Here is a 20,467-nt window from a genome sequence, read left to right as displayed (position 1 = left end):
AGTCTCCTTTCCGAAAAACTTTCTTAAAGAACTTTAGCTTCTGACTTTAACAGCGACACTAATTCTTTTACTTGATCATCCGTTTCTCCTTCAAGGACCTTACCTGCTTGCTTTTCCGGAGGCAAGAAGATTTCAGTCGTTCTCGTCTTAGCTTCCACATCATCTTCATCCAAATCTAAGTCGTCTATTTCAAGTTCTTCTAATGGTTTCTTTTTCGCTTTCATAATACCCGGTAAAGAAGGATAGCGAGGTTCGTTTAATCCTTGCTGACAAGTTACTATAAGTGGCAGAGTCGTTTCTACTTTTTCAACGTCACCTTCCACATCGCGTTCGATTTGAACGTTACTGTCTTCAATTTCAATACTAGTAATCGTTGTGACACAAGGCATATTCAATCGTTCAGCCAGCCGGGGTCCTACCTGTCCGCTCGCTTCATCGATGGCCACATTACCACCAAGGATGAGATCCACTTCTTTGTCTTTAAAGAAGGCCTCCAAAATTTTGACGGTTGTAAATTGGTCACCTTCCTCGAGGTCATCTTCCGTGTTCACTAATACAGCTTTATCCGCTCCCATAGCCAAAGCTGTTCGCAGCTGTTTCTCCGCATCTTCTTCGCCAATGGTAACAACGGTCACCTCTCCTCCATGAGCATCACGTAAGTTAATTGCTTCTTCTACCGCATACTCATCGTAAGGATTAATGATAAATTCAGCCCCATCATCATCAATTCTACCATTGTTAATAGAAATTTTTTCTTCCGTATCAAATGTTCTTTTTAGCAGTACATAAATATTCATTGCTATTCCCTCCTAAACTATTGATCCTTAAATTCAGGTTTTCTCTTTTCAATGAAAGCCTGCACACCCTCGCGTGCATCTTCATTTTTAAATACATCACCAAAGGCTTCAGCTTCTTTCTTAATTCCATCATTTAATTGAGTGGTATATGCATAAGGAATTAAGTTCATCACTTGTTTAATAGTTGGTCCACTCTTAGAAGCGATAAGGTGAGCAGTTTTTTCAGCCTCAGTAAATAGGCTATCATTACTGAAACTTTGATTAGCTAAGCCAGCTTTTACAGCCTCCTCACCTGCTATTGGCACTCCTGTTAAAATCATTTCATAAGCTTTAGCAGCCCCTACGTGCCTGGGAAGCCTTTGAGTGCCTGCGAACCCAGGGATAATTCCAAGATTTAGTTCAGGCAGACCAAGTTTTGCATCATCAGCTACATAACGGATATGGCAAGCCATAGCGAGCTCCAGCCCGCCCCCTAAAGCCGCTCCATGAATAGCTGCGATAATTGGAATATGAAAATGTTCAATTCGATCGAACAGTTCCTGCCCTTTACCAGCTAATCCCCCAGAATCTGAGGAACTTTGAAAAGATGTAAATTCTTTAATATCAGCTCCAGCTGAAAAGAATTTCCCTTCCCCTTTTAGTAATATAGCTTTAATTGCTTTATTCTGTTCAACCTTGTCTAATTCAATTGATAAATCCTTTAATATCGAACTTGAAAGTGCATTTGCTGGCGGGCTCTGAATTGTGATAGTTGCTACGTTCTCAGTTGTTTCAACATGTAAAGTAGACAATCTTATCTCTCCTTCATCATCTTGGTTCGGCCAGACCATAGACAATTAAGCTATGGACATCTTTCGCTTGGTCTTCTAAGTTATATTTTTGTTCCTTCATAACCCAATTCGTAACGGCTTCATCCATCATTCCAAAAATAAGCTGGCGAACGAGCCTGCGGTTTAGATTATTTCGAAACAGTTTCTCCTGAATTCCCTCATCCACGATATGATCAATAACGGCCAAGTAACGTTTTAACACATTATTAATCTTATAACGCAGCTCTTTATTGGATTGTCTAAGCTCAAGCTGTGTTACAATAGCTAAATGATGATCAGCAGCCAACTGTTTAAAATGAGTTTCAACTAAAGTCAATAACTTCTCTTCAGCTGACTGCTTGGATGTGGTTTCATGTTCGATCTTCTCTATGAACTGGCCCATTTTGTCTTGAAATAGTGAAACTAAAATATCTTCCTTATTTTTGAAATATAAGTAAATGGTTCCATCCGCCACTCCTGCTTTCTTAGCGATTTTAGATACTTGCGAGGAGTGATATCCATTTTCAGCAATAACTACAACCGCTGCATCGATAATTTGTTTGTACTTAGGTTTGTTTTTATTCATGTTATCCCCTGCCTTAACGAAAATGAATGAATGGTCATTCACTAATTATATTACATTCCAAAAATAGTTCTGTCAATAAAGAAAACTAGGAACTCTGCAGCGGTTCAGAATCCTCCATTTTCTTTTTTTCTTCTTCCACCAACGTCCTTCTTAATATTTTACCTACAGCTGTTTTTGGCAGTTCATTACGGAATTCATAGATTCTAGGCACTTTAAAAGCAGCCATGTTATTTCTGCAAAACTTATTTAACTCTTCTTCCGTAACGGTTTTACCTGGTTTTTTAACGATAAATGCTTTCACCGTTTCACCTCTATATGGGTCAGGTACACCGATAATAACCGCCTCTTGAACGGCTTCATGTTCGTACAGTACTTCTTCTACTTCACGAGGGTATATGTTAAATCCTCCTGCAATGATCATATCTTTCTTACGATCGACCACATAGAAATATCCATCATCACTCATATATCCCATATCACCTGTACGAAACCAGCCATCTTCACTTAAAACTTGATTCGTTTCTTCTTTTTTCTTCCAGTAACCTTTCATGACTTGCGGTCCTTTTACTACGATTTCTCCAATTTCTCCATGATCTGCCTCTTCATCTGCTTCCATTTTAAAGATTTTCGCATCGGTATCCGGCCAAGGTACACCAATACTGCCACTCACCCGATTCGTCCAAATAAAGTTGGAGTGTGTCACTGGAGACGTTTCTGTTAAACCATAGCCTTCTACTAATTTTCCGCCTGTTACTTCTTCAAACCTTTCCTGAACTTCCACGGGAAGAGGTGCAGATCCACTTAAACAAGCTTCAATGGATGACAAATCATATTTCTTTAGATCAGGGTGATTCAAAAGAGCTATATAAATAGTCGGGGCTCCCGGAAATAAAGTCGGCTTCTGTTTATTAATTACTTTAAGCACATCTTCAGGTTCAAATTTAGGCATTAGAATCATTTTATTCCCCATCATGACTGATAGATTCATCACAGAAGTCATTCCATACACATGGAAAAATGGCAAAATAGCTAATACTGACTCTTTTCCTGGTTTACATTGGTAGAGCCACTTCATAGACATTTGAGTATTAGAAACAAGATTATAGTGAGTCAGCATGACCCCTTTTGGAAATCCAGTAGTACCTCCAGTGTATTGTAATAAAGCTAGATCTTCTTTAGCATCTATGTCTACCGGTGATACTTGGCCACTGCTTTCATTTAACATGTGGTGCCACAAATGCGTGTCTGTCGATTGTTCAGGCTTTACTAACATTTGGTACTGCCGACGTTGAATAAAAGGGTATATTTTATTTTTTGGAAATGGTAAATAGTCTTTTATACCGGTTACAATTACATGATTCAGCTCTGTGTTCGCTTTTACATTAGCCACTTTCGGATAAAGCACATCTAAACATACGATCATGTTAGCTCCCGAGTCTTTAAGCTGATATTCCAACTCTCTTTCCATATACAATGGATTTGTTTGAACGACGATCCCTCCTGCCATCAGAATAGCGTAGTAAGCGATTACTGACTGCGGGCAGTTAGGCAGCATAATCGAAACGCGGTCGCCTTTCTCAAGACCCAGCTTTTGCAAATAGCTTGCGAACGCTTTTGTATCTTCATAAACTTCGTTGTAGGTTAATTCTTTCCCTAAAAAATAAAGCGCTTTCTTTTCTCCGTAAACTTTTGCACTCTCTTCTAAATACTGGTGCAGCGGCTTCTCATCATACGTCATGCTAGTAGGAATCTCAGGTGGGTAATGCACATGCCATGGACGTGTTCCAATTGTCATTTTACTTCCCTCCCACTGTATTGTACTTTCATTATAACGATATATCTCTAGAATTTGAAATATTATTTAAATTATTGAAAATATTGAAAGTAAATTGTTGTTTTGGTTTGTTATTTACTTACAGTGACAACGGACACGCTGGAACTTTGCACCGTGTAAATTGGAAGGAGACTGGCCGGACGCTGACAAGTAGTGATTTACGTCAATTTTCCCATCGTGGGCAGACAGAAATATCGAGACCTTTATCATACTTGTAATTCCATTTAGAGTGAAAATATTTTACTTTTTTGAACTCGTCGGTGGGCATAACTCCAAATACATCCTTTTGAGCTGGCCGTGACAAATAGGGTTGGTTACTTATCAGGCATCTTCCAGGGTGAGCTAGGTAAAGGAGAGTCTTTTTCTATCTTAAGGATATGCCAAGGAGGGAGGCCCCTTCCAGTCTTCCTGCGAAAGGACGAGTGAGCCGAGATCGCTGAGCGTGGGTTTCGAGAGGAAACTAGGGTGCTCGTCGCTGGAAGGGAAAGACTTTCGCTCCTGGCGGCAAGAATAAAGCTTGTGGAGAAACCTCTGTTTCTCCACAAGCTGAACCTTCCAATAAAGGAAAGTTTAAACAATCACCATATAAATAACCCCAATAATTATAAAAAGGGCTGCAACTACCATTAAAACTTTTGCTAAAGTCTCCAACATCAGTCTCCTCACATAATATTAGCTCCTATTACATATGACAAACCGACAGAGATGATTAAAGAAATAAAGCCTACTGCACGATTGTCAGCTGCTATTTCCTCATCAATTTTAAAAGAAGGAGTAAGAAATTCAAAGATAAAATATCCAATTACTAATAATATAAACCCATATATCCCCCAGCCCATGGTTTGGAATAAGGTATCATTGTGTTCAATGGAATATCTGAAAATATTAGCAATCCCGAATATTTTCCCTCCCGTTGCCATAGCCACGGCAACGTTTCCTGCTTTGATTTCCTTCCAGTTGTTATAAGAGGTCACGATTTCAAAGATAGCCATGAAGACGATTAAACATAAAACAACTACACTATAGCTTGCGGCTGTTTCTACATAAATGTTTTCCCAAAACCCCGTCATCTAAATCCCCCTGCACATTATCACTTAAGTTCTAATACCGTTACTCCGCTACCGCCCTCATTCATTCCACCGAAACGGTAAGAGGAAATTGAACGATGTTTTTTAGCGTAATTTTGAACGGCTGTTCGTAAAGCGCCTGTACCTTTACCATGAATGATAGAAACTGTTGGATAACCAGCTAACAAAGCATCATCTACATATTTTTCAAGTTTTTTCAATGCATCTTCATACCGTTCTCCGCGTAAGTCAAGCTCGGGCTTAACGTGGTGGCTTTTTCCTCTTACTGTGGCCATAGGTTTCTCTTTAGTCGGCTGCTTTGTCTTTATAAACTCAATATCTTTTCTTTTAGCTTTTACTTTCATCACGCCTACTTGTACTTGAAATTCATTTGACCCTGTTTGCCCTACTATCGTACCTTGTTGATTGAGAGTAAGCAATTTCACTTCGTCTCCCGCTTGTAACTCTTTTTGAGGTTGAGTCGAGGGTTGTGTGTTGTTTTTTTGTTTACTCGCTAAGTTGGGCTGAGCTTCGTCAAGCATTTTTCGTGCTTCAATCCATTCGTGCTCTTTCAGCTCCGCACTATTTTTCATATTGCGAATTTCATTCACAATTTCTTCCGCTTCTTCTCTTGCCTTACGAATCGCTCTCTCTGCTTTTTCTTCAGCTTTTTTATATAACTTCTCTTTCTGCTGTTCGAATTGGCGCCACTGCTCCTGTAAATCTTGATGAAGCTGCTCTGCTTCCTGTCTCTTAAGATCAGCTTGTTCGTAATCTTTTTCTGCTTCTCTTGTTGAAGCTTCTAAAGAAGCAATCATATTTTCAACGCTTTGTGAATCGACTCCCACATGCTGTTTCGCTGTTTCAATAATGTTCTCCTCTAATCCTAAGCGTCTTGAAATTTCAAATGCATTACTTCTGCCTGGTACTCCAATCAGCAGGCGATACGTAGGCTTCAAAGTTTGAATATCAAACTCTACAGAGGCATTAATCACACCATTTCGATTATATCCATAAGCTTTTAATTCAGGATAGTGGGTTGTAGCAATAACACGAGCGTCTCGGCTGACTACTTCATCTAAAATTGACATCGCTAACGCAGCCCCTTCTTGAGGGTCTGTGCCCGCTCCTAATTCATCAAAAAGTACTAACGTACGATTGTTTACGTGTTTTAATATTTCTACAATATTCGTCATATGTGAAGAGAACGTTGACAAGCTTTGTTCTATCGATTGTTCATCACCTATATCAGCAAAAACTTGTTCAAATACGGCAAGTTCGCCCCCATCCATGGCTGGGACTTGAAGTCCTGACTGAGCCATGAGGGTAAATAGCCCTAAAAGTTTCAAGGTCACCGTTTTTCCACCTGTATTCGGTCCCGTAATTACGATTGAAGTAAAATTTTCTCCAATTTCAATATCATTAGGGACCACCTCTTCTGGAGATATAAGGGGATGACGTGCTTGTTTTATTTTTACTCGTCCTTCATCATTCATTACTGGCATAGAAGCTTTCATAGAGGCACCAAGTTTTGCTCTAGCGAACATGAAATCGACATGACCTAATCGATCCACGTTATTGTAGAGAGCACTTTGTTCCTCAGCGATCGCCTGCGATAATTGGGACAAAATCCTCTCTACTTCCTGCTTTTCTTCCACCCGGGCCTGCTGTAATTGATTATTTACTTCCACTACAGCTTGAGGCTCAATAAATAGTGTGGCGCCTGACGCTGATTGATCGTGTACAATTCCTCCGATTGATCCACGGTACTCTTGTTTAACAGGAAGAACATAGCGATCATTTCGTATGGTGACAATAGAATCAGAAAGCATTTTAGATTTTGACTTTGTATATGAATCTAACTTGTCACGAACACGGCTTTCAGAAGTCCGGATTTTAGAGCGGATCGTGCGTAGTTTATCTGAAGCTCCATCCATCACTGAACCATGGTCATCAATACAGCTTTTAATGTTTCGTTCCAGTTCGGATAAAGGAAGTAACTCTTTCACTAAATCTCTTAAAATCGGCATTTCTGGTTCTTCCATGTCTTCAATAAAACGTTTTAACTGTCGTCCCCCATAAATCGTGCTTGCTACATCCAAACATTCCAGAGAACTTAAAATACCACCAATCATCGTCCTCTTAATATTAGGTTTAATATCAAAGATCCCACCTAATGGGACATGCCCTTTTAAACGCAGCACCTGGGCTGCCTCATCCGTTTCATTTTGCAGGTTTATTACTTCTTCTAAATGAACGGAGGGTTTTAAAGAAGCTGCTTTCTCTTCACCTAAAGAAGAAGCGGTATGCTGTGTTAATTGAGAAATAATCTTATTATATTCTAAAACATTAAGGATACGTTCATTCATATCGGTATCTCCTTTTACTAACTGAGTCCTAACCTCTTCATCAATTGTTTCGTAGTCATTGTATTTATTACTGATTCCTTTTTCAGCCACCCTTTACGGGCAGTACCGACCCCGATCTCCATATGTTCAAGCATCGGATAACTATGGGCATCTGTGTTTATTGCAATTTTGACCCCTTCTTCTTGGGCAGTCCTTACCCAGTTAGAATTTAAGTCCAGTCGATTGGGGTTCGCATTAAGTTCCAGAATAGTCCCTGTTTCTTTAGCACCTTTAATGAGGGATTCAACGTCTATTCGATAGCCTTCCCTGCGTCCAATTAATCGTCCAGTGGGATGAGCAATCATATTTACATACGGATTTTCTAATGCATTTCTTAACCTCTTCATAATTAAGTTTTCTGACTGACTGAAGCTAGAGTGAATGGATCCGATAACAAAATCCATTTCTTTGAGAAAATCATCATTAAAATCAAGAGACCCATCTGGTAAAATATCCATTTCTATACCACAAAAAATGTGAAAATCTTTCATTTCTTCATTAATCTTTTCGATTTCTTCTCTTTGCATACGCAGACGTTTTTCATCTAACCCGTTAGCAACACGCAGATACTTAGAATGGTCCGTAATGGCTATATAATCATAACCCATTTCTTTACTCTGCTGCGCCATTTCTTTTATAGATTGAGCCCCGTCACTCCACGTTGAGTGCATATGAAGATCACCACGAATGTCTTCATGCTCTAACAAGGAAACTTCTTCGTGATAAGCTTCTACTTCGCCTGTATTTTCACGAACTTCAGGAGGAATGTAATTCAAGCCAAAATGGTTAAAAAATTCTTTTTCAGACTTGAACGTAACTACTTCCCCTGTATCAGAGTTTTCTACTCCATATTCACTAATTTTTTCATTTTTTTCTTTAGCTAATTGCCTCATAGCCACATTGTGATCTTTTGAACCTGTGAAATGATGAAGCGTGGTTGAAAATTCGTGAGGAGCTACAATTCTAAAGTCCACCCCTATATCATAGCCTTCATGAACTATAACAGATACTTTTGTCTCCCCTGAAGCTATCACTTCCGTTATTTCTGCAAAACTTAACAATTCGTCTCTAGTAGCTTGTGCATCATTAGAAGCAATGATAAAGTCCAAATCTTTAATGGTTTCTTTCATTCTTCTTACACTACCAGCTCGAGAAAAGGTAACCGGTGTTTCAAGCTGAGCTAAGAAAGACCCGATTTTTTCTGCGATCGGCAGCATCCTTGCTATAGGAAGGCGTTCTGGTCTTGAACCTGCTTCTTCGAGGGATTTGAGCATCTTTTCAGCTGATTTCTTACCGAAACCTTCGAGCTCTTCGACTTTACCAGATTCAAGTGCTGACTTTAACGTTTCTGCATTTGTCACACCGAGCTGTTGATAGAGCTTAGCAAGCTTTTTACCTCCAAGGCCTGGTAAGTCTAATAAAGGCACTAATCCAGAAGGAACTTCTGCTTCTAATTGCCGGAGGGTTTCGGAATCCCCATTTTGTACAAATTCTTCAATAACAGAAGCTGTTCCCTTCCCAATGCCTTTCATCTTTGTAAAATCATTGATTTCAATTAATGAATGATCATCTGTCTCTAGTGCCTGTGCTGCTTTGCGGTAAGCAGAAATTTTAAAAGGATTTTCACCTTTAAGCTCCAAATATACAGCGATTTTTTCCAATAGTTGAATAACCTGTTTTTTATTCACCGACATGACGTTTCTCATCCTCTCTAAATTTACCTTACTCATACAAGAAAGAGCCGCTATGCATATAGCGGCTCTTTTATTACCGTTTCGTTAGAACATACTTGCCACTTGTTCTATCCATAGATTTTTCAACTGGGCAGACAGTACCGGGGTATGCTCAATAATCAACTGAGCTAAAAACGAACCGTCAATTGCATTTTGTATCCCTGAGACTGGAACAAGTGCAGATATATATAACAATATAAAAACAATTACATAACGCTCTACAAATCCCAGGATCGCTCCTAATAAGTTATTTATGGAATTTAAAATAGGAAGTTCCGATACAAAGTCAAGCATTGACGCTACGATGGAGAGCGCGATTTTAACACCAAAAAATATAATAGCAAAAGCTATGGCATTATAAAAACCAGCTTCCAGCGGTAAATTGTCTAAGAATACAGCCCACGAACTATCTTGTGGAAGATCTGGGTAAGGGATCCACAGCACCAGTTTAGGTGCTAGATCGTCGTAAAAAAGCACCCCTGCAACAAATGCCACAATAAATCCAATCAGGTGAAACAGCTGTAATATGAAACCACGCTTAAAACCTGTAAAAATACCTAGTAGTAAAATTATAATTATAAGTAAATCAATCATTTTAATTGTCTTCCTTTTCCTCTAGCTTCTCGATGTAATTCATTAGTTCAGTACATTCTTCTTTAAGTTTTATGTACTCATTCATTGTATTAACGGCTGTTAATACGGCTAGTTTTGATGTGTCTAAAGTTGGGTTGGCTTCATGGATTTCTCGCATCTTCTGATCGACAAGGTTAGATACCATGCGGATATGGTGTGATTCTTCTTTGCCTATTACTGTGTAAGAGCGATTATAAATTTCAACTGTAATTCGTTTGCGTTCTTGATTTGATTGGGACACATCCATACCCCCTTGATTCTAATATCCTACGCTTAATAGTAACACGAAGCTATTCAATTAGGAAACCAATAAGATTCATTTCCTGAGCCATGCTGTCATTTGCTATAATTAAGGAAGAAATCTATAGGAAAGGGACTCAATATGCCACAAGTAGTACTTAAATTACCAAAAACCAAGTTAGCGGAATTAAAAAAACATTATCGTACTTTTTTGAAAAGCAGCACCCCAACCCATGCTGCGTTTGCAGCAAGGACTCCCCATTGTACAGTAACTGCCTATACTTCAGGGAAAGTCCTCTTTCAAGGACAAAACCCTGAAGCAGAAGCAAATAAATGGGGGGATCCAAGTCCAGAAAAAAAGGGGAAAACACCATCGAAAAAACAGCACCGTTTCCATCCCCCGGAGAAATTATTCACAAGCTCTCACATTGGTTCTGATGAAGCGGGTACTGGTGATTTCTTCGGACCGATTACTGTGGCCGCAGCTTATGTTAAAGACCACCAGATAGGACAATTAAAATCAATTGGTGTTAAAGATTCTAAACACTTATCCGATGATCAAATTGCTCATCTTGCAAAAGAAATCGTTAAAATGAAAGTTCCTTATACTTTAATGCGACTTCATAATACCAAATACAATCAATGGCAGGAAAAAGGGTGGTCCCAAGGGAAGATGAAAACGATCCTCCACCACCAAGCTATTGAAAAACTGATGGAAAAAATTCAACCAGAACAACCTGAAGGAATATTAATCGACCAATTTTCTCAACCAGACGTCTATCAAAAGCACCTTCGCTCAGAGAAAAAAGAGCTACAACCTAATGTGTACTTTATGACGAAAGCCGAAAGTTCCTCCATTGCTGTTGCCGTTGGGTCAATTATTGCCAGATCAAGTTTTGTGAAAGCCATGAAACAGCTGGAGATGGATACAGGACTTTCCATCCCAAAAGGAGCTTCACCTATAGTAGATAAAGCAGCTGCTAAAGTGATCGAAGTATACGGGGAGGAGAAGCTCCATGAATTAGCAAAAGTTCATTTTGCAAATAAAGAAAAAGCAAAAAAATTAATCAAATAAATAAAGCGGGCATTGAGCCCGCTTTATTTTATCCTCTTAATTCAGCATTATGGTTTTCCTTAACCGAGCTTAAGATTTGTTGATGAGCAGTTTCGACTTCTTCATCTTTAAGTGTTCGTTCTGGATCAAGGTATAACAAACGGTAAGCTAATGATTTCTTGCCTTTTTGCAAATGTTCCCCTTGATACACGTCAAATACACGTACTTGCTTTACTAACGGAGCCCCTGCTTCATATATTGTACTTTCAATATGACCAGCTGGAACTTCTTCGTCTACGACCAGGGCGATATCACGATTTACACTAGGGAAGCGGGGGATCGTTTCAAACGCTTCTTCTTTTTGATAGAGCTCGATTAATTTTTCAGCATTGATATCAAAAACATAGGTTTCCTTTAATCCCCATTCTTTTTGAAGTTTAGGATGAACCTGACCTAAGAACCCAATGTTCTCATTGTTCCTTTTAATAAGAGCGGTTCTACCAGGATGCATTCCATCTACTTTAGCTTTAACAAATTCAACATCAATATTTAACCACTGGACCAGCCCTTCTACAATCCCTTTAACCACAAAGAAGTCTGCCTCTTTTTTTTCTTGCTGCCAAGGATGAGACATCCATTCCCCTGTAAGGGCTCCAGCTGCTCTCAGCATTTCATGCGGTTGTTTTGTAACTTGTTCTTCCTCGCTAAGGAATACCGTTCCTACTTCATAATAAGCAACATTATGCTGTTTACGAGCGACGTTATAACTAATGGACTGGAGCAATTCCGGCAAAATGCTCAAACGTAAATGACTATGATCTTCACTCATAGGCATAGCAAGCTTAACTGGTGATTTTGCATTTTGTTTAACTTCTTCACTCACAAGCATTTCAGCTTGCTGTTCGCTTGTTAATGAATAAGTAATGGTCTCATCTAAGCCCACCCCTTCAAAGTAGGATTTCATGCGTCGTTTCAACTCTTGCTCACGAGATAAACCGCCAGCTTGAGACGCACCGCTTGGTAACGTAAACGGAAGATTATCATATCCGTAAATTCGAGCAACCTCTTCTAATATATCTTCAAAACGTTCCACATCCCCTCTTCTAGTTGGGACGTACACAGTAAAATTGTCATCATTTTGATCATAGTTGAATTGTAAACGTTCTAGAATTTGTTGGATTTCTTCATTTGAGATCGTTGTACCTAACCGATCATTAATTCGATTCGAATTCATCTCCACCGTTTTTTCGGATCGGTCCAGTTGATCAACCTTTGCTACACCTTCTAATACGATTGCGCCTGCATATTTTTGTAACAACTCACAGGCACGAACGCCTGCACGTTCTACACGATTGGGGTCCACACCTTTTTCGAATCGTGTACTTGCTTCACTGCGTAAGCCATGATCTTTAGCGGCTTGTCGCACGTTAGCAGGATTAAAATAGGCAGCTTCTAATAAGATGGTTGTTGTATCTTCCTGTACTTCTGAGTCTGCTCCTCCCATGACACCAGCGATCGCATGCGCTGATTCTCCGTTTGTAATCACTAAATGGTCTGGAGTCAGTGTACGTTCTTGATCGTCTAACGTCTTGATCTTCTCTCCATCTTTTGCTCTTCGAGTCACAACCTTGTTGGAGCCAAAACGGTCGTAATCAAACGCATGAAGGGGCTGACCATATTCCAATAATACATAATTTGTAATATCTACAACGTTATTGATCGGTCTAACACCAGCTGCCGTTAAACGATTTTGCATCCATAAAGGAGATTTACCAACGGTCACATCTCGTAAGATAAACGCTCCATAATATGGGTTAGCCTGTGGATCATCTACTAGTACTTCTACAACCTCTGAAGCATCTTCTTTCGATCTTTCTACTCTTTCTTCAGCTAATTGGTAATCACGATCTAAAGCAGCAGCCACTTCATAGGCTACCCCCGCCATGCTTAAACAGTCTGCGCGGTTAGGAGTTAATCCAAGTTCAATAATGATGTCATTAAGATTCAATAAAGAAATCGCATCGTCTCCTGCTTTAACATCCTCAGGATAAACGTAAATACCATCCTGGTACTCTTTAGGTACTTCTTTTTCGTCAACGCCTAATTCTTGTAAAGAACAAATCATGCCGTTTGAAACTTCGCCTCTGAGCTTCGTTTTCTTAATTTTGAAATTCCCAGGTAAAACGGCCCCAGGAGTGGCTACGGCCACTTTTTGACCTTGAGCTACGTTTGGAGCACCACAAATGATTTGTAAAATTCCTTCACCTACATCAACTTGACATAATGATAATTTATCCGCATTCGGATGCTGCTCACAAGATACTACATGTCCCACCACTACTCCTGTCACGGCTTCAGCTACCGGCTCAACACTTTCTACTTCAATCCCTGTTTTCGTAATAATCTCTGCCAGGTCTTCTGGTTTATAATCACTTACATCAATATAATCATTTAACCAATTTAATGAAACTAACATCGTTATTCCTCCTTACGCCTTATGATATTGTTTTAAGAATCGTTGATCATTAATATAAAAGTTACGGATATCGTCGACACCATATTTCAACATGGCTATACGTTCCGGACCCATCCCAAAAGCAAAGCCGGAATACTCTTTCGGATCATATCCAGCCATTTCAAGCACATTTGGGTGAACCATCCCTGCACCAAGTATTTCGATCCAGCCGGTACCTTTACAGACAGAACAGCCTTCTCCCCCGCAAACTTTACAAGATATATCCATTTCTACAGATGGTTCTGTAAAAGGGAAGAAACTTGGACGCAGACGAATTTCTCGTTCCTCCCCAAACATTTGCTTAGCAAACGTATTAAGTACACCTTTCAAATCACTCATACGAACATGTTTATCTACAAGCAAGCCTTCAATTTGAGTAAATTGGTGAGAGTGTGTCGCATCATCCGTGTCACGTCGGTACACTTTCCCGGGACAGATCATTTTAACGGGTTCGTTACCGTTTTTCATTCCCATCGTTCTTGCTTGAACAGGAGAAGTGTGGGTTCTTAATAGTAACTCTTCAGTAATGTAAAAAGAATCTTGCATATCACGAGCCGGATGACCTTTTGGTAAGTTTAAAGCTTCAAAATTGTAGTAGTCGGTTTCAACTTCAGGTCCTTCTTTAATTTCAAAACCCATTCCAATAAATAAGTTTTCAATTTCTTCAACAATGCTCGTCAGTAAATGTGGTCCACCTACTTGAACTGGACGACCCGGGAGTGTTACGTCTATACTTTCAGCTTCAAGCTGTTCCTCTAAGACCGCTTCTTCTAATCCGGTCTGCTTCTTTTCAATCGCTTGAGCAATTTCTTCTCGCACGTCATTGGCAAGCTGACCAATAACCGGCCTTTCTTCCTTCGATAATTTCCCCATCCCTCTTAATACTTCTGTAATTGGACCTTTCTTTCCTAAATATTCAACGCGAACATTTTTTAAGTCCTGTATTTCTTCAGCTTTTTCTACTTTATTTAACGCTTCAGCTTTTAACTCTTGTAAACGTTCCTTCATGGTACGTTCCTCCTTTTAAAAAATAAAAAAGCCCCATCCCCATAAAAAGGGACGAGACTTGAATAATCGTTTCGCGGTACCACCCTTGTTGACACTATGTGCCCACTTAGATCATTAGATAACGGACTAAAATCCGGACGCTCATCGGCGTCAGCTCCAGAGTGAAAATTCAATCCTTGCCACGTTAGAAATGCTTCCAGTCTAAGGCATTTCTTCCCTAAAACGCTGATGCAATTATTTACTTTGCTCTTTCCTAGCTTTTGTCTATATAACTGTTGATAATTATAGAGAAAAGACGCTCGTAATGCAACCCTAGGCTTTAAAATGATACATTAATATAGCAGCCGCAATAGCAACATTAAGTGATTCCGCCTTACCGTAAATCGGAATATTTACATTTTGATCAACAAGGTTCAGTATATCTTCACGAACGCCCTGCCCTTCGTTTCCAACGAGTAAGGCTACATTCGATTGAGCTTCCATACGCTTATATGGAACAGAGTCTGCTAACGTAGCAGCATATACATAAACATCCTTTTCTTTTAAATAAGGAATAACTTCTTCTAACTCTGCTTGGATCACGGGTAAGTGAAAGAGCGATCCTTGGGTTGCTCGAACTACCTTTTCATTAAAAACATCAACGGAGCCTTTCCCTACAATCACTTGATTAAATCCTGCAGCATCCGCTGTTCGAATAAGCGTTCCCAAGTTTCCTGGATCTTGTACAGAATCAATAAGCAATGAATAAGGAGCGGGCTCATAACTAAAATCTTTAAACTCTATAACCGCCGCTACTCCTTGAGGGGTTTTCGTTTCTGCAATTTCATTAAAAACTTGGTCACTCACATACGTAACTGGAAGATCATTCACAGATTCTAATGAAGCTTCTTTCCGAAGAATGATCTCTCTTACCGTCCAGTCACTCTTGACCGCTTCTTCCACTAAGTGATGTCCTTCTACTAAAAACTGACCATTAATCTCCCGATATTTTCTCTTTTGCAGTTTTTTCCACTCTTTTACTTTTTGATTCGTTAAGGATGTTAACATAAAAGACCTCATTTTCATTAAAGTTCTACCTTATCATACATAGGCTTATCATAATTGGTCAAACTAAACATAAACACAAATGGAGGTTAACACAGATGAACTTAAACTTACGACAAGCCATCCTTTCAAACGTATCTGGACACAATGCTGATCAACTAGAAGCAACGATTGATGATGCTCTACAAAAAGGTGAAGAAAAGATGCTTCCAGGGTTGGGAGTATTTTTTGAAATGCTTTGGAAAGAATCCGAAGAACAGGATCGTCAAGAAATACTTCAAACATTAGAAAAAGGTTTGGCAGAATAAAAAGAAAGCGCGTAAAATCAGATTTTAAATCTTGATTTTACGCGCTTCTTTTGAGCCGAGTATTATCCGGCAATCTTAAATTAATTAAATGTGATTTCTTTTACTTTTTTATCGTCCAACCCTTTGATAACTTCTACAATTAAACGAACGGCATTTTCAAAATCATCACGATGAAGCATCGCTGCATGAGAATGAATGTATCGAGTTGCAACAGTAATAGAGAGAGCAGGTACACCGTTGTGACTTATGTGAATAGCTCCTGAATCTGTTCCGCCGCCTGCTAAAGAATCAAATTGATATGGAATTGAATGTTCATCCGCCGTATCAACAACTAAATCACGTAATCCTTTATGAGAAACCATGGAAGCATCATATAAAATAATCTGAGGACCCTCTCCCATTTTACTTGAAGCATCGCGGTCTGAAACACCAGGCGTGTCGCCAGCGATTCCTACATCTACACCAAAAGCAATATCTGGGTTGATTAAATTAGCAGAGGTACGTGCTCCGCGTAAACCAACTTCTTCTTGGACAGTCCCAACGCCATAAACAATATTAGGATGCTTTTCACCTTTTAATTGCTTAAGTACTTCAATCGCAATGGCACAGCCGATACGATTATCCCAAGCTTTAGCTAATAGCATTTTTTCATTTTTCATTTGTGTAAATTCAAAATATGGAACAATTGAATCTCCCGGGGTCACACCGAATTCTTTCGCTTCCTCTCGGCTGGAAGCCCCAATATCAATAAACATATCTTTAATATCTACTGCTTTTTTACGCTGGTCTGCAGGAAGGATGTGCGGCGGTTTAGACCCTATAATTCCTGTTAAATCTCCATTTCGAGTCATAATTGTCACTCGCTGAGCTAACATTACCTGACTCCACCAGCCTCCAACCGGCTGAAAATAAATATAACCACTTTCGTCAATACGAGTCACCATGAAACCTACCTCATCTAAGTGACCAGCTACCATTATCCTTGGACCTTTTTTATTACCCGTTTTTTTCGCAACCAGACTTCCTAAATTATCAGTGTATACTTCATCCGCAAACGGAGAAATGTAACGAGACATAACTTCTCTTGCCTCACGCTCGTTTCCAGGTATACCCTTCGCGTCTGTAAGTTCTTTCAACATCTGCAACGTTTCATCTTTATTTGCCATATGTAAAAATTACCTCCTTTATTCTCTCCTTTTATTATATATCTTTAGGTAAAAATAAACAAAAATTATCCAATAGTTAATACCCTTGATCCTGTCTTTGAAAGTTAACTTTATTCTTTTCCTCATAGGCTTTTTGCAAATCTCTCTCTGTGATTCCTAATGTCTGGCCAAGAATTAGATAGTTTTCAAACATTCTCTGATACGATCGATTATCTTTATCATGTTTAAACTGCTCAATCGAAGTAAAAACATCCAAAAAGGCTTCTGTCTTTTCGGTCGTATAGTTAAATGATCGTGAACGATACCGTAGATCTAAATCTAAACCTAAAGATAAAATAAAATGGAGCCCGTCAACGTACTCCTCTAGAACTACCGACTGATCGCTGGATGGTTTAGTGCTCCAAAACTTAAAACAGCGTGTTTCGTTTGCTAGTTCACCAACTTCAACGAACAGCGCTAATAATTTATCTTCAACCATTGATGTATTTTCCAAATTCTGTTTTTTTACAATGTGGGCATCTAGTTGAGCCTGACTGTCATAAAATGCGTCCCAATTCATTCTTTATCACTCCTCTTTATTCTTTCTTTATAAATGTATCATTTTTTGAAACTAAAAAGCATGCGTAAACGTACAAGAAGTTACAACTGATTACAGGGAGACGATTGTAATGGTAATGATCATATTATTCCGTATCCTCCTGCTTATAGCCTTTGCAGTAATTCTATATACTGCTATTAAATTTTATAGAAACCCCCGAAGGAAATTAGAACAATCTCATCAACAATGTGAATTTTATTTTTGGGATGATCCAGAAAACACAAAACATAACTTCTTAATTACTTACAGAGGAATGATGTTTGAAGGTGAAAAGTATTTAGGAGCGACAGAACATGCATTTGAAGTACTGACCATTCAAATGTCATCTAAAGAACCTGAAAAGCTGCAAGGATTAGAAAGAAACGACATTTACTTTCTTGAAGAACAGGTTTTAATGAAGTACCCTTATGCAAAGATTGAATGGAAATACCCAGTTAATCGATTAAACATAAAACCTCTCCCCGAAGATGAAAAATAAGGCCGCTAATAAATAGCGGCCCTAACTCGCTTGAAAAAACTCCTTCCAGACGAAAACTTCAGATTTTCTTCTTATCGTATAACAAAATAAAAGCAGAAAACTTGTCAATAGTGCTATTACAGGGATTGAAAACAACGTAATCCATTGCCCCATTGAAGTATATACGACGGCCAAAGGGATGTTAGCAAAAAAAGATGATTTTGCATAATCTTTAAAGTCTGAGCTTATTTGTATGAGACAATAAGAAAGAAGGTGAAAATGAATAAATGGGATAAGGCGAAGGATAGCTACTTGCTTGACAGTGAGCTTTATTCTTCGGTTGTTCCACCTCTCATACATTTGCTGAAGCTTTTTAAACCCTGAAGGAACAAGAAGAATCATTCGATAAAATAAAAGGCTGGATAACAAAGTACCTATGACCGAATACGCAGTCCCGGCAACAGGACCAAATAACACACCTCCAGTAATACAAACGAGCATTACCGGTAAAAAAAGAAAGGGGCGCAGCAAATGAATGACGATAAATAGAAGGGGTGCCCATAATCCTTGATGCTCGATCCAACTTAGTAGTGCAGATGATGCTTCACTCATGAAGTTCGCACCTCCTACCTACAGCATATGAACTAAATAAAGGTTTAGACCAGTAAATACCATAGTAAAACAATGACTTGAATAGCAGTAAGGACTGGCATGCCTGCTTTAAAGGAACGGTGCTTTGTTTTGTGTCTGAAAATTTCCATCCCTGAATAACTACCTGCTGCTCCACCTATCCATGCGACCAACCACAAATTCTTTTCACTTATTCTTCTGCTACTCTTAACAGCTTGCCGTTTATCAAAACCCATTAAAATGAATGAAAGTACATTAAGGGTTGTGAGATAAATTAATAATAAGGAAATATCCATAATGATGACTCCAGTTCTATATAAAAAAGTCATTTCCTACCGAACGGAAATGACTTCTTCTTTACTTATTTAAGAGCTGATTTTGCTTGGTCTGCAAGACTTGCGAAACCTTTTTCATCATTTACGGCGAGGTCTGCAAGCATCTTACGGTTCACTTCGATACCAGCAAGCTTAAGACCGTGCATTAAACGGCTGTACGAAATATCATTCATACGAGCTGCAGCGTTAATACGTGCAATCCAAAGCTTACGGAAGTCGCGCTTTTTCTGACGACGGTCACGATAAGCGTACTGACCTGATTTCATTACTTGTTGTTTTGCTGTTTTAAATAAAGCGTGTTTTGAACCATAATAACCTTTTGCTAGTTTAAGGACACGATTACGACGTTTACGTGTCACTGTTCCACCTTTTACTCGTGGCATGGGAATTCCCTCCTATATAATTCTATAATTATCTTTTATTTTTTCGGAAGCATGTGCTTAATACGACGGAAGTCTCCGGCAGAGACGAACGTTGCTTTACGTAGTTTACGTTTCTGCTTCGTAGATTTATTAGCAAACAAGTGACTAGTGAAAGCGTGAGAGCGTTTCACCTTTCCGTTACCTGTTTTCTTAAAACGTTTTTGAGAACCTTTGTGGGTTTTCATTTTAGGCATTACAATTTCCTCCTTCAGCTAATTTTGCTTACTTCTCATTTATAGGAGCAAGCATCATAAACATATTACGACCTTCCATTTTAGGCTTGGTCTCAATTGTAGCGACATCTTTACATTCCTCAGCCAGTCGATCAAGAACTTTTTGTCCAAGTTCTTTGTGCGTAATGGCACGACCGCGGAAACGGACAGAAGCTTTCACTTTATCGCCTTTTGTTAAAAATTTACGAGCATTACGCAGCTTCGTGTTGAAGTCATGCTCTTCAATTCCCGGGCTTAAGCGTACTTCTTTAATTTTTATCGTTGTTTGATTCTTACGAGCTTCTTTTTCCTTCTTCTGCTGCTCATAACGATATTTCCCGTAATCCATAATGCGGCAGACCGGAGGCTTCGCATTAGGTGCAACCATAACAAGGTCAAGATTTGCATTAGCTGCAATATCTAGTGCTTCATTCTTAGATTTAACACCTAGTTGTTCGCCGTTTACATCAATGAGGCGTACTTCACGTGCACGAATTTTCTCATTAACATTCATGTTATCTTTGCTAATATCTAGCCACCTCCAACATATTTTAGAAACCTTATATAAGATCCGTCATCGACAAGTAGTTTTAATCCCATAAAAAAAGTGC

General features: G+C 39.1%; 22 protein-coding genes and 1 other annotated feature (1 of these 23 running past the window's edge). Of the genes, 3 read left to right on the top strand and 19 right to left on the bottom strand.

Going from position 1 to position 20,467, the window contains the following annotated elements; translation table 11 throughout:
- Positions 1–23 precede the first annotated feature (23 nt).
- The 9 genes from ACGTNH_RS08310 to zapA form a co-directional block, all read right to left on the bottom strand.
- Positions 24–797, bottom strand: a complete 774-nt coding sequence (locus ACGTNH_RS08310) for an electron transfer flavoprotein subunit beta/FixA family protein (RefSeq protein ID WP_394586274.1) — start codon at positions 795–797, stop codon at positions 24–26.
- A gap of 17 nt (positions 798–814) precedes the next feature.
- Positions 815–1,588 (bottom strand): enoyl-CoA hydratase, encoded by a 774-nt coding sequence (locus tag ACGTNH_RS08305; protein WP_394586273.1) that lies wholly within the window; start codon positions 1,586–1,588, stop codon positions 815–817.
- Between the two features lie 16 nt (positions 1,589–1,604).
- Entirely contained in the window at positions 1,605–2,192 is a 588-nt protein-coding gene (gene fadR / locus ACGTNH_RS08300) for a fatty acid metabolism transcriptional regulator FadR (protein ID WP_394586272.1), read from the bottom strand.
- An 85-nt stretch (positions 2,193–2,277) separates the two neighbouring features.
- The gene (locus ACGTNH_RS08295) at positions 2,278–3,987 is read right to left on the bottom strand and encodes a long-chain-fatty-acid--CoA ligase (RefSeq protein ID WP_394586271.1); all 1,710 of its coding nucleotides are present in this window, start codon (positions 3,985–3,987) and stop codon (positions 2,278–2,280) included.
- A gap of 701 nt (positions 3,988–4,688) precedes the next feature.
- Positions 4,689–5,096, bottom strand: a complete 408-nt coding sequence (locus tag ACGTNH_RS08290; RefSeq protein WP_394586270.1) for a DUF350 domain-containing protein — start codon at positions 5,094–5,096, stop codon at positions 4,689–4,691.
- Between the two features lie 20 nt (positions 5,097–5,116).
- Positions 5,117–7,462 (bottom strand): endonuclease MutS2, encoded by a 2,346-nt coding sequence (locus ACGTNH_RS08285; RefSeq protein WP_394586269.1) that lies wholly within the window; start codon positions 7,460–7,462, stop codon positions 5,117–5,119.
- A 17-nt stretch (positions 7,463–7,479) separates the two neighbouring features.
- Positions 7,480–9,195 (bottom strand): DNA polymerase/3'-5' exonuclease PolX, encoded by a 1,716-nt coding sequence (gene polX, locus ACGTNH_RS08280; protein ID WP_394586268.1) that lies wholly within the window; start codon positions 9,193–9,195, stop codon positions 7,480–7,482.
- A gap of 84 nt (positions 9,196–9,279) precedes the next feature.
- Positions 9,280–9,828 (bottom strand): CvpA family protein, encoded by a 549-nt coding sequence (locus ACGTNH_RS08275; RefSeq protein ID WP_394586267.1) that lies wholly within the window; start codon positions 9,826–9,828, stop codon positions 9,280–9,282.
- A 1-nt stretch (position 9,829) separates the two neighbouring features.
- Complete coding sequence (gene zapA, locus ACGTNH_RS08270; protein ID WP_394586266.1) at positions 9,830–10,114, bottom strand: cell division protein ZapA; 285 nt, start codon at positions 10,112–10,114, stop codon at positions 9,830–9,832.
- 135 nt (positions 10,115–10,249) lie between these two features.
- Between zapA and rnhC the strand changes: the two genes are divergently transcribed.
- On the top strand, positions 10,250–11,182 hold the full coding sequence (gene rnhC / locus ACGTNH_RS08265; protein ID WP_394586265.1) for a ribonuclease HIII: 933 nt from the start codon (positions 10,250–10,252) through the stop codon (positions 11,180–11,182).
- Between the two features lie 28 nt (positions 11,183–11,210).
- Here rnhC and pheT read toward each other — a convergent pair whose 3' ends face one another.
- The 3 genes from pheT to ACGTNH_RS08250 all read right to left on the bottom strand — a co-directional run bounded on the left by pheT (position 11,211) and on the right by ACGTNH_RS08250 (position 15,731).
- Positions 11,211–13,637: a phenylalanine--tRNA ligase subunit beta gene (pheT, locus tag ACGTNH_RS08260; protein WP_394586264.1), complete on the bottom strand. Its 2,427-nt coding sequence runs from the start codon at positions 13,635–13,637 to the stop codon at positions 11,211–11,213.
- Between the two features lie 12 nt (positions 13,638–13,649).
- On the bottom strand, positions 13,650–14,684 hold the full coding sequence (pheS, locus tag ACGTNH_RS08255) for a phenylalanine--tRNA ligase subunit alpha (protein ID WP_394586263.1): 1,035 nt from the start codon (positions 14,682–14,684) through the stop codon (positions 13,650–13,652).
- Positions 14,685–14,996: 312 nt separating this feature from the next.
- The gene (locus ACGTNH_RS08250; RefSeq protein ID WP_394586262.1) at positions 14,997–15,731 is read right to left on the bottom strand and encodes a TrmH family RNA methyltransferase; all 735 of its coding nucleotides are present in this window, start codon (positions 15,729–15,731) and stop codon (positions 14,997–14,999) included.
- A 95-nt stretch (positions 15,732–15,826) separates the two neighbouring features.
- Between ACGTNH_RS08250 and sspI the strand changes: the two genes are divergently transcribed.
- On the top strand, positions 15,827–16,036 hold the full coding sequence (gene sspI / locus ACGTNH_RS08245) for a small acid-soluble spore protein SspI (protein WP_394586261.1): 210 nt from the start codon (positions 15,827–15,829) through the stop codon (positions 16,034–16,036).
- 80 nt (positions 16,037–16,116) lie between these two features.
- Here sspI and ACGTNH_RS08240 read toward each other — a convergent pair whose 3' ends face one another.
- Positions 16,117–17,202, bottom strand: coding sequence for a M42 family metallopeptidase (locus ACGTNH_RS08240; RefSeq protein WP_394586260.1), 1,086 nt, complete (start codon positions 17,200–17,202; stop codon positions 16,117–16,119).
- A 76-nt stretch (positions 17,203–17,278) separates the two neighbouring features.
- Positions 17,279–17,761, bottom strand: coding sequence for a dUTP diphosphatase (locus tag ACGTNH_RS08235; RefSeq protein WP_394586259.1), 483 nt, complete (start codon positions 17,759–17,761; stop codon positions 17,279–17,281).
- Between the two features lie 109 nt (positions 17,762–17,870).
- Here ACGTNH_RS08235 and ACGTNH_RS08230 point away from each other — a divergent pair, with 109 nt between their 5' ends.
- On the top strand, positions 17,871–18,278 hold the full coding sequence (locus ACGTNH_RS08230; protein WP_394586258.1) for a sigma-w pathway protein ysdB: 408 nt from the start codon (positions 17,871–17,873) through the stop codon (positions 18,276–18,278).
- A 21-nt stretch (positions 18,279–18,299) separates the two neighbouring features.
- Here ACGTNH_RS08230 and ACGTNH_RS08225 read toward each other — a convergent pair whose 3' ends face one another.
- The 5 genes from ACGTNH_RS08225 to infC form a co-directional block, all read right to left on the bottom strand.
- Positions 18,300–18,869 (bottom strand): TVP38/TMEM64 family protein, encoded by a 570-nt coding sequence (locus ACGTNH_RS08225; protein ID WP_394586257.1) that lies wholly within the window; start codon positions 18,867–18,869, stop codon positions 18,300–18,302.
- Between the two features lie 44 nt (positions 18,870–18,913).
- Positions 18,914–19,183 (bottom strand): DUF1294 domain-containing protein, encoded by a 270-nt coding sequence (locus ACGTNH_RS08220; protein ID WP_394586256.1) that lies wholly within the window; start codon positions 19,181–19,183, stop codon positions 18,914–18,916.
- 65 nt (positions 19,184–19,248) lie between these two features.
- Entirely contained in the window at positions 19,249–19,605 is a 357-nt protein-coding gene (gene rplT / locus ACGTNH_RS08215; protein ID WP_394586255.1) for a 50S ribosomal protein L20, read from the bottom strand.
- Positions 19,606–19,640: 35 nt separating this feature from the next.
- Positions 19,641–19,838, bottom strand: coding sequence for a 50S ribosomal protein L35 (gene rpmI, locus ACGTNH_RS08210; RefSeq protein WP_101844577.1), 198 nt, complete (start codon positions 19,836–19,838; stop codon positions 19,641–19,643).
- 28 nt (positions 19,839–19,866) lie between these two features.
- Entirely contained in the window at positions 19,867–20,370 is a 504-nt protein-coding gene (gene infC / locus ACGTNH_RS08205) for a translation initiation factor IF-3 (RefSeq protein WP_394586254.1), read from the bottom strand.
- A gap of 81 nt (positions 20,371–20,451) precedes the next feature.
- Positions 20,452–20,467: a sequence feature (ribosomal protein L20 leader region), on the bottom strand (it continues 109 nt past the right edge of the window).

Source organism: Halobacillus sp. B23F22_1 (genome assembly GCF_043497005.1).
In the GTDB taxonomy this organism is placed as follows: domain Bacteria; phylum Bacillota; class Bacilli; order Bacillales; family Halobacillaceae; genus Halobacillus_A.
Note: the sequence above shows the minus strand (reverse complement) of the source record. Positions and strands in the feature narration are given on the sequence as shown.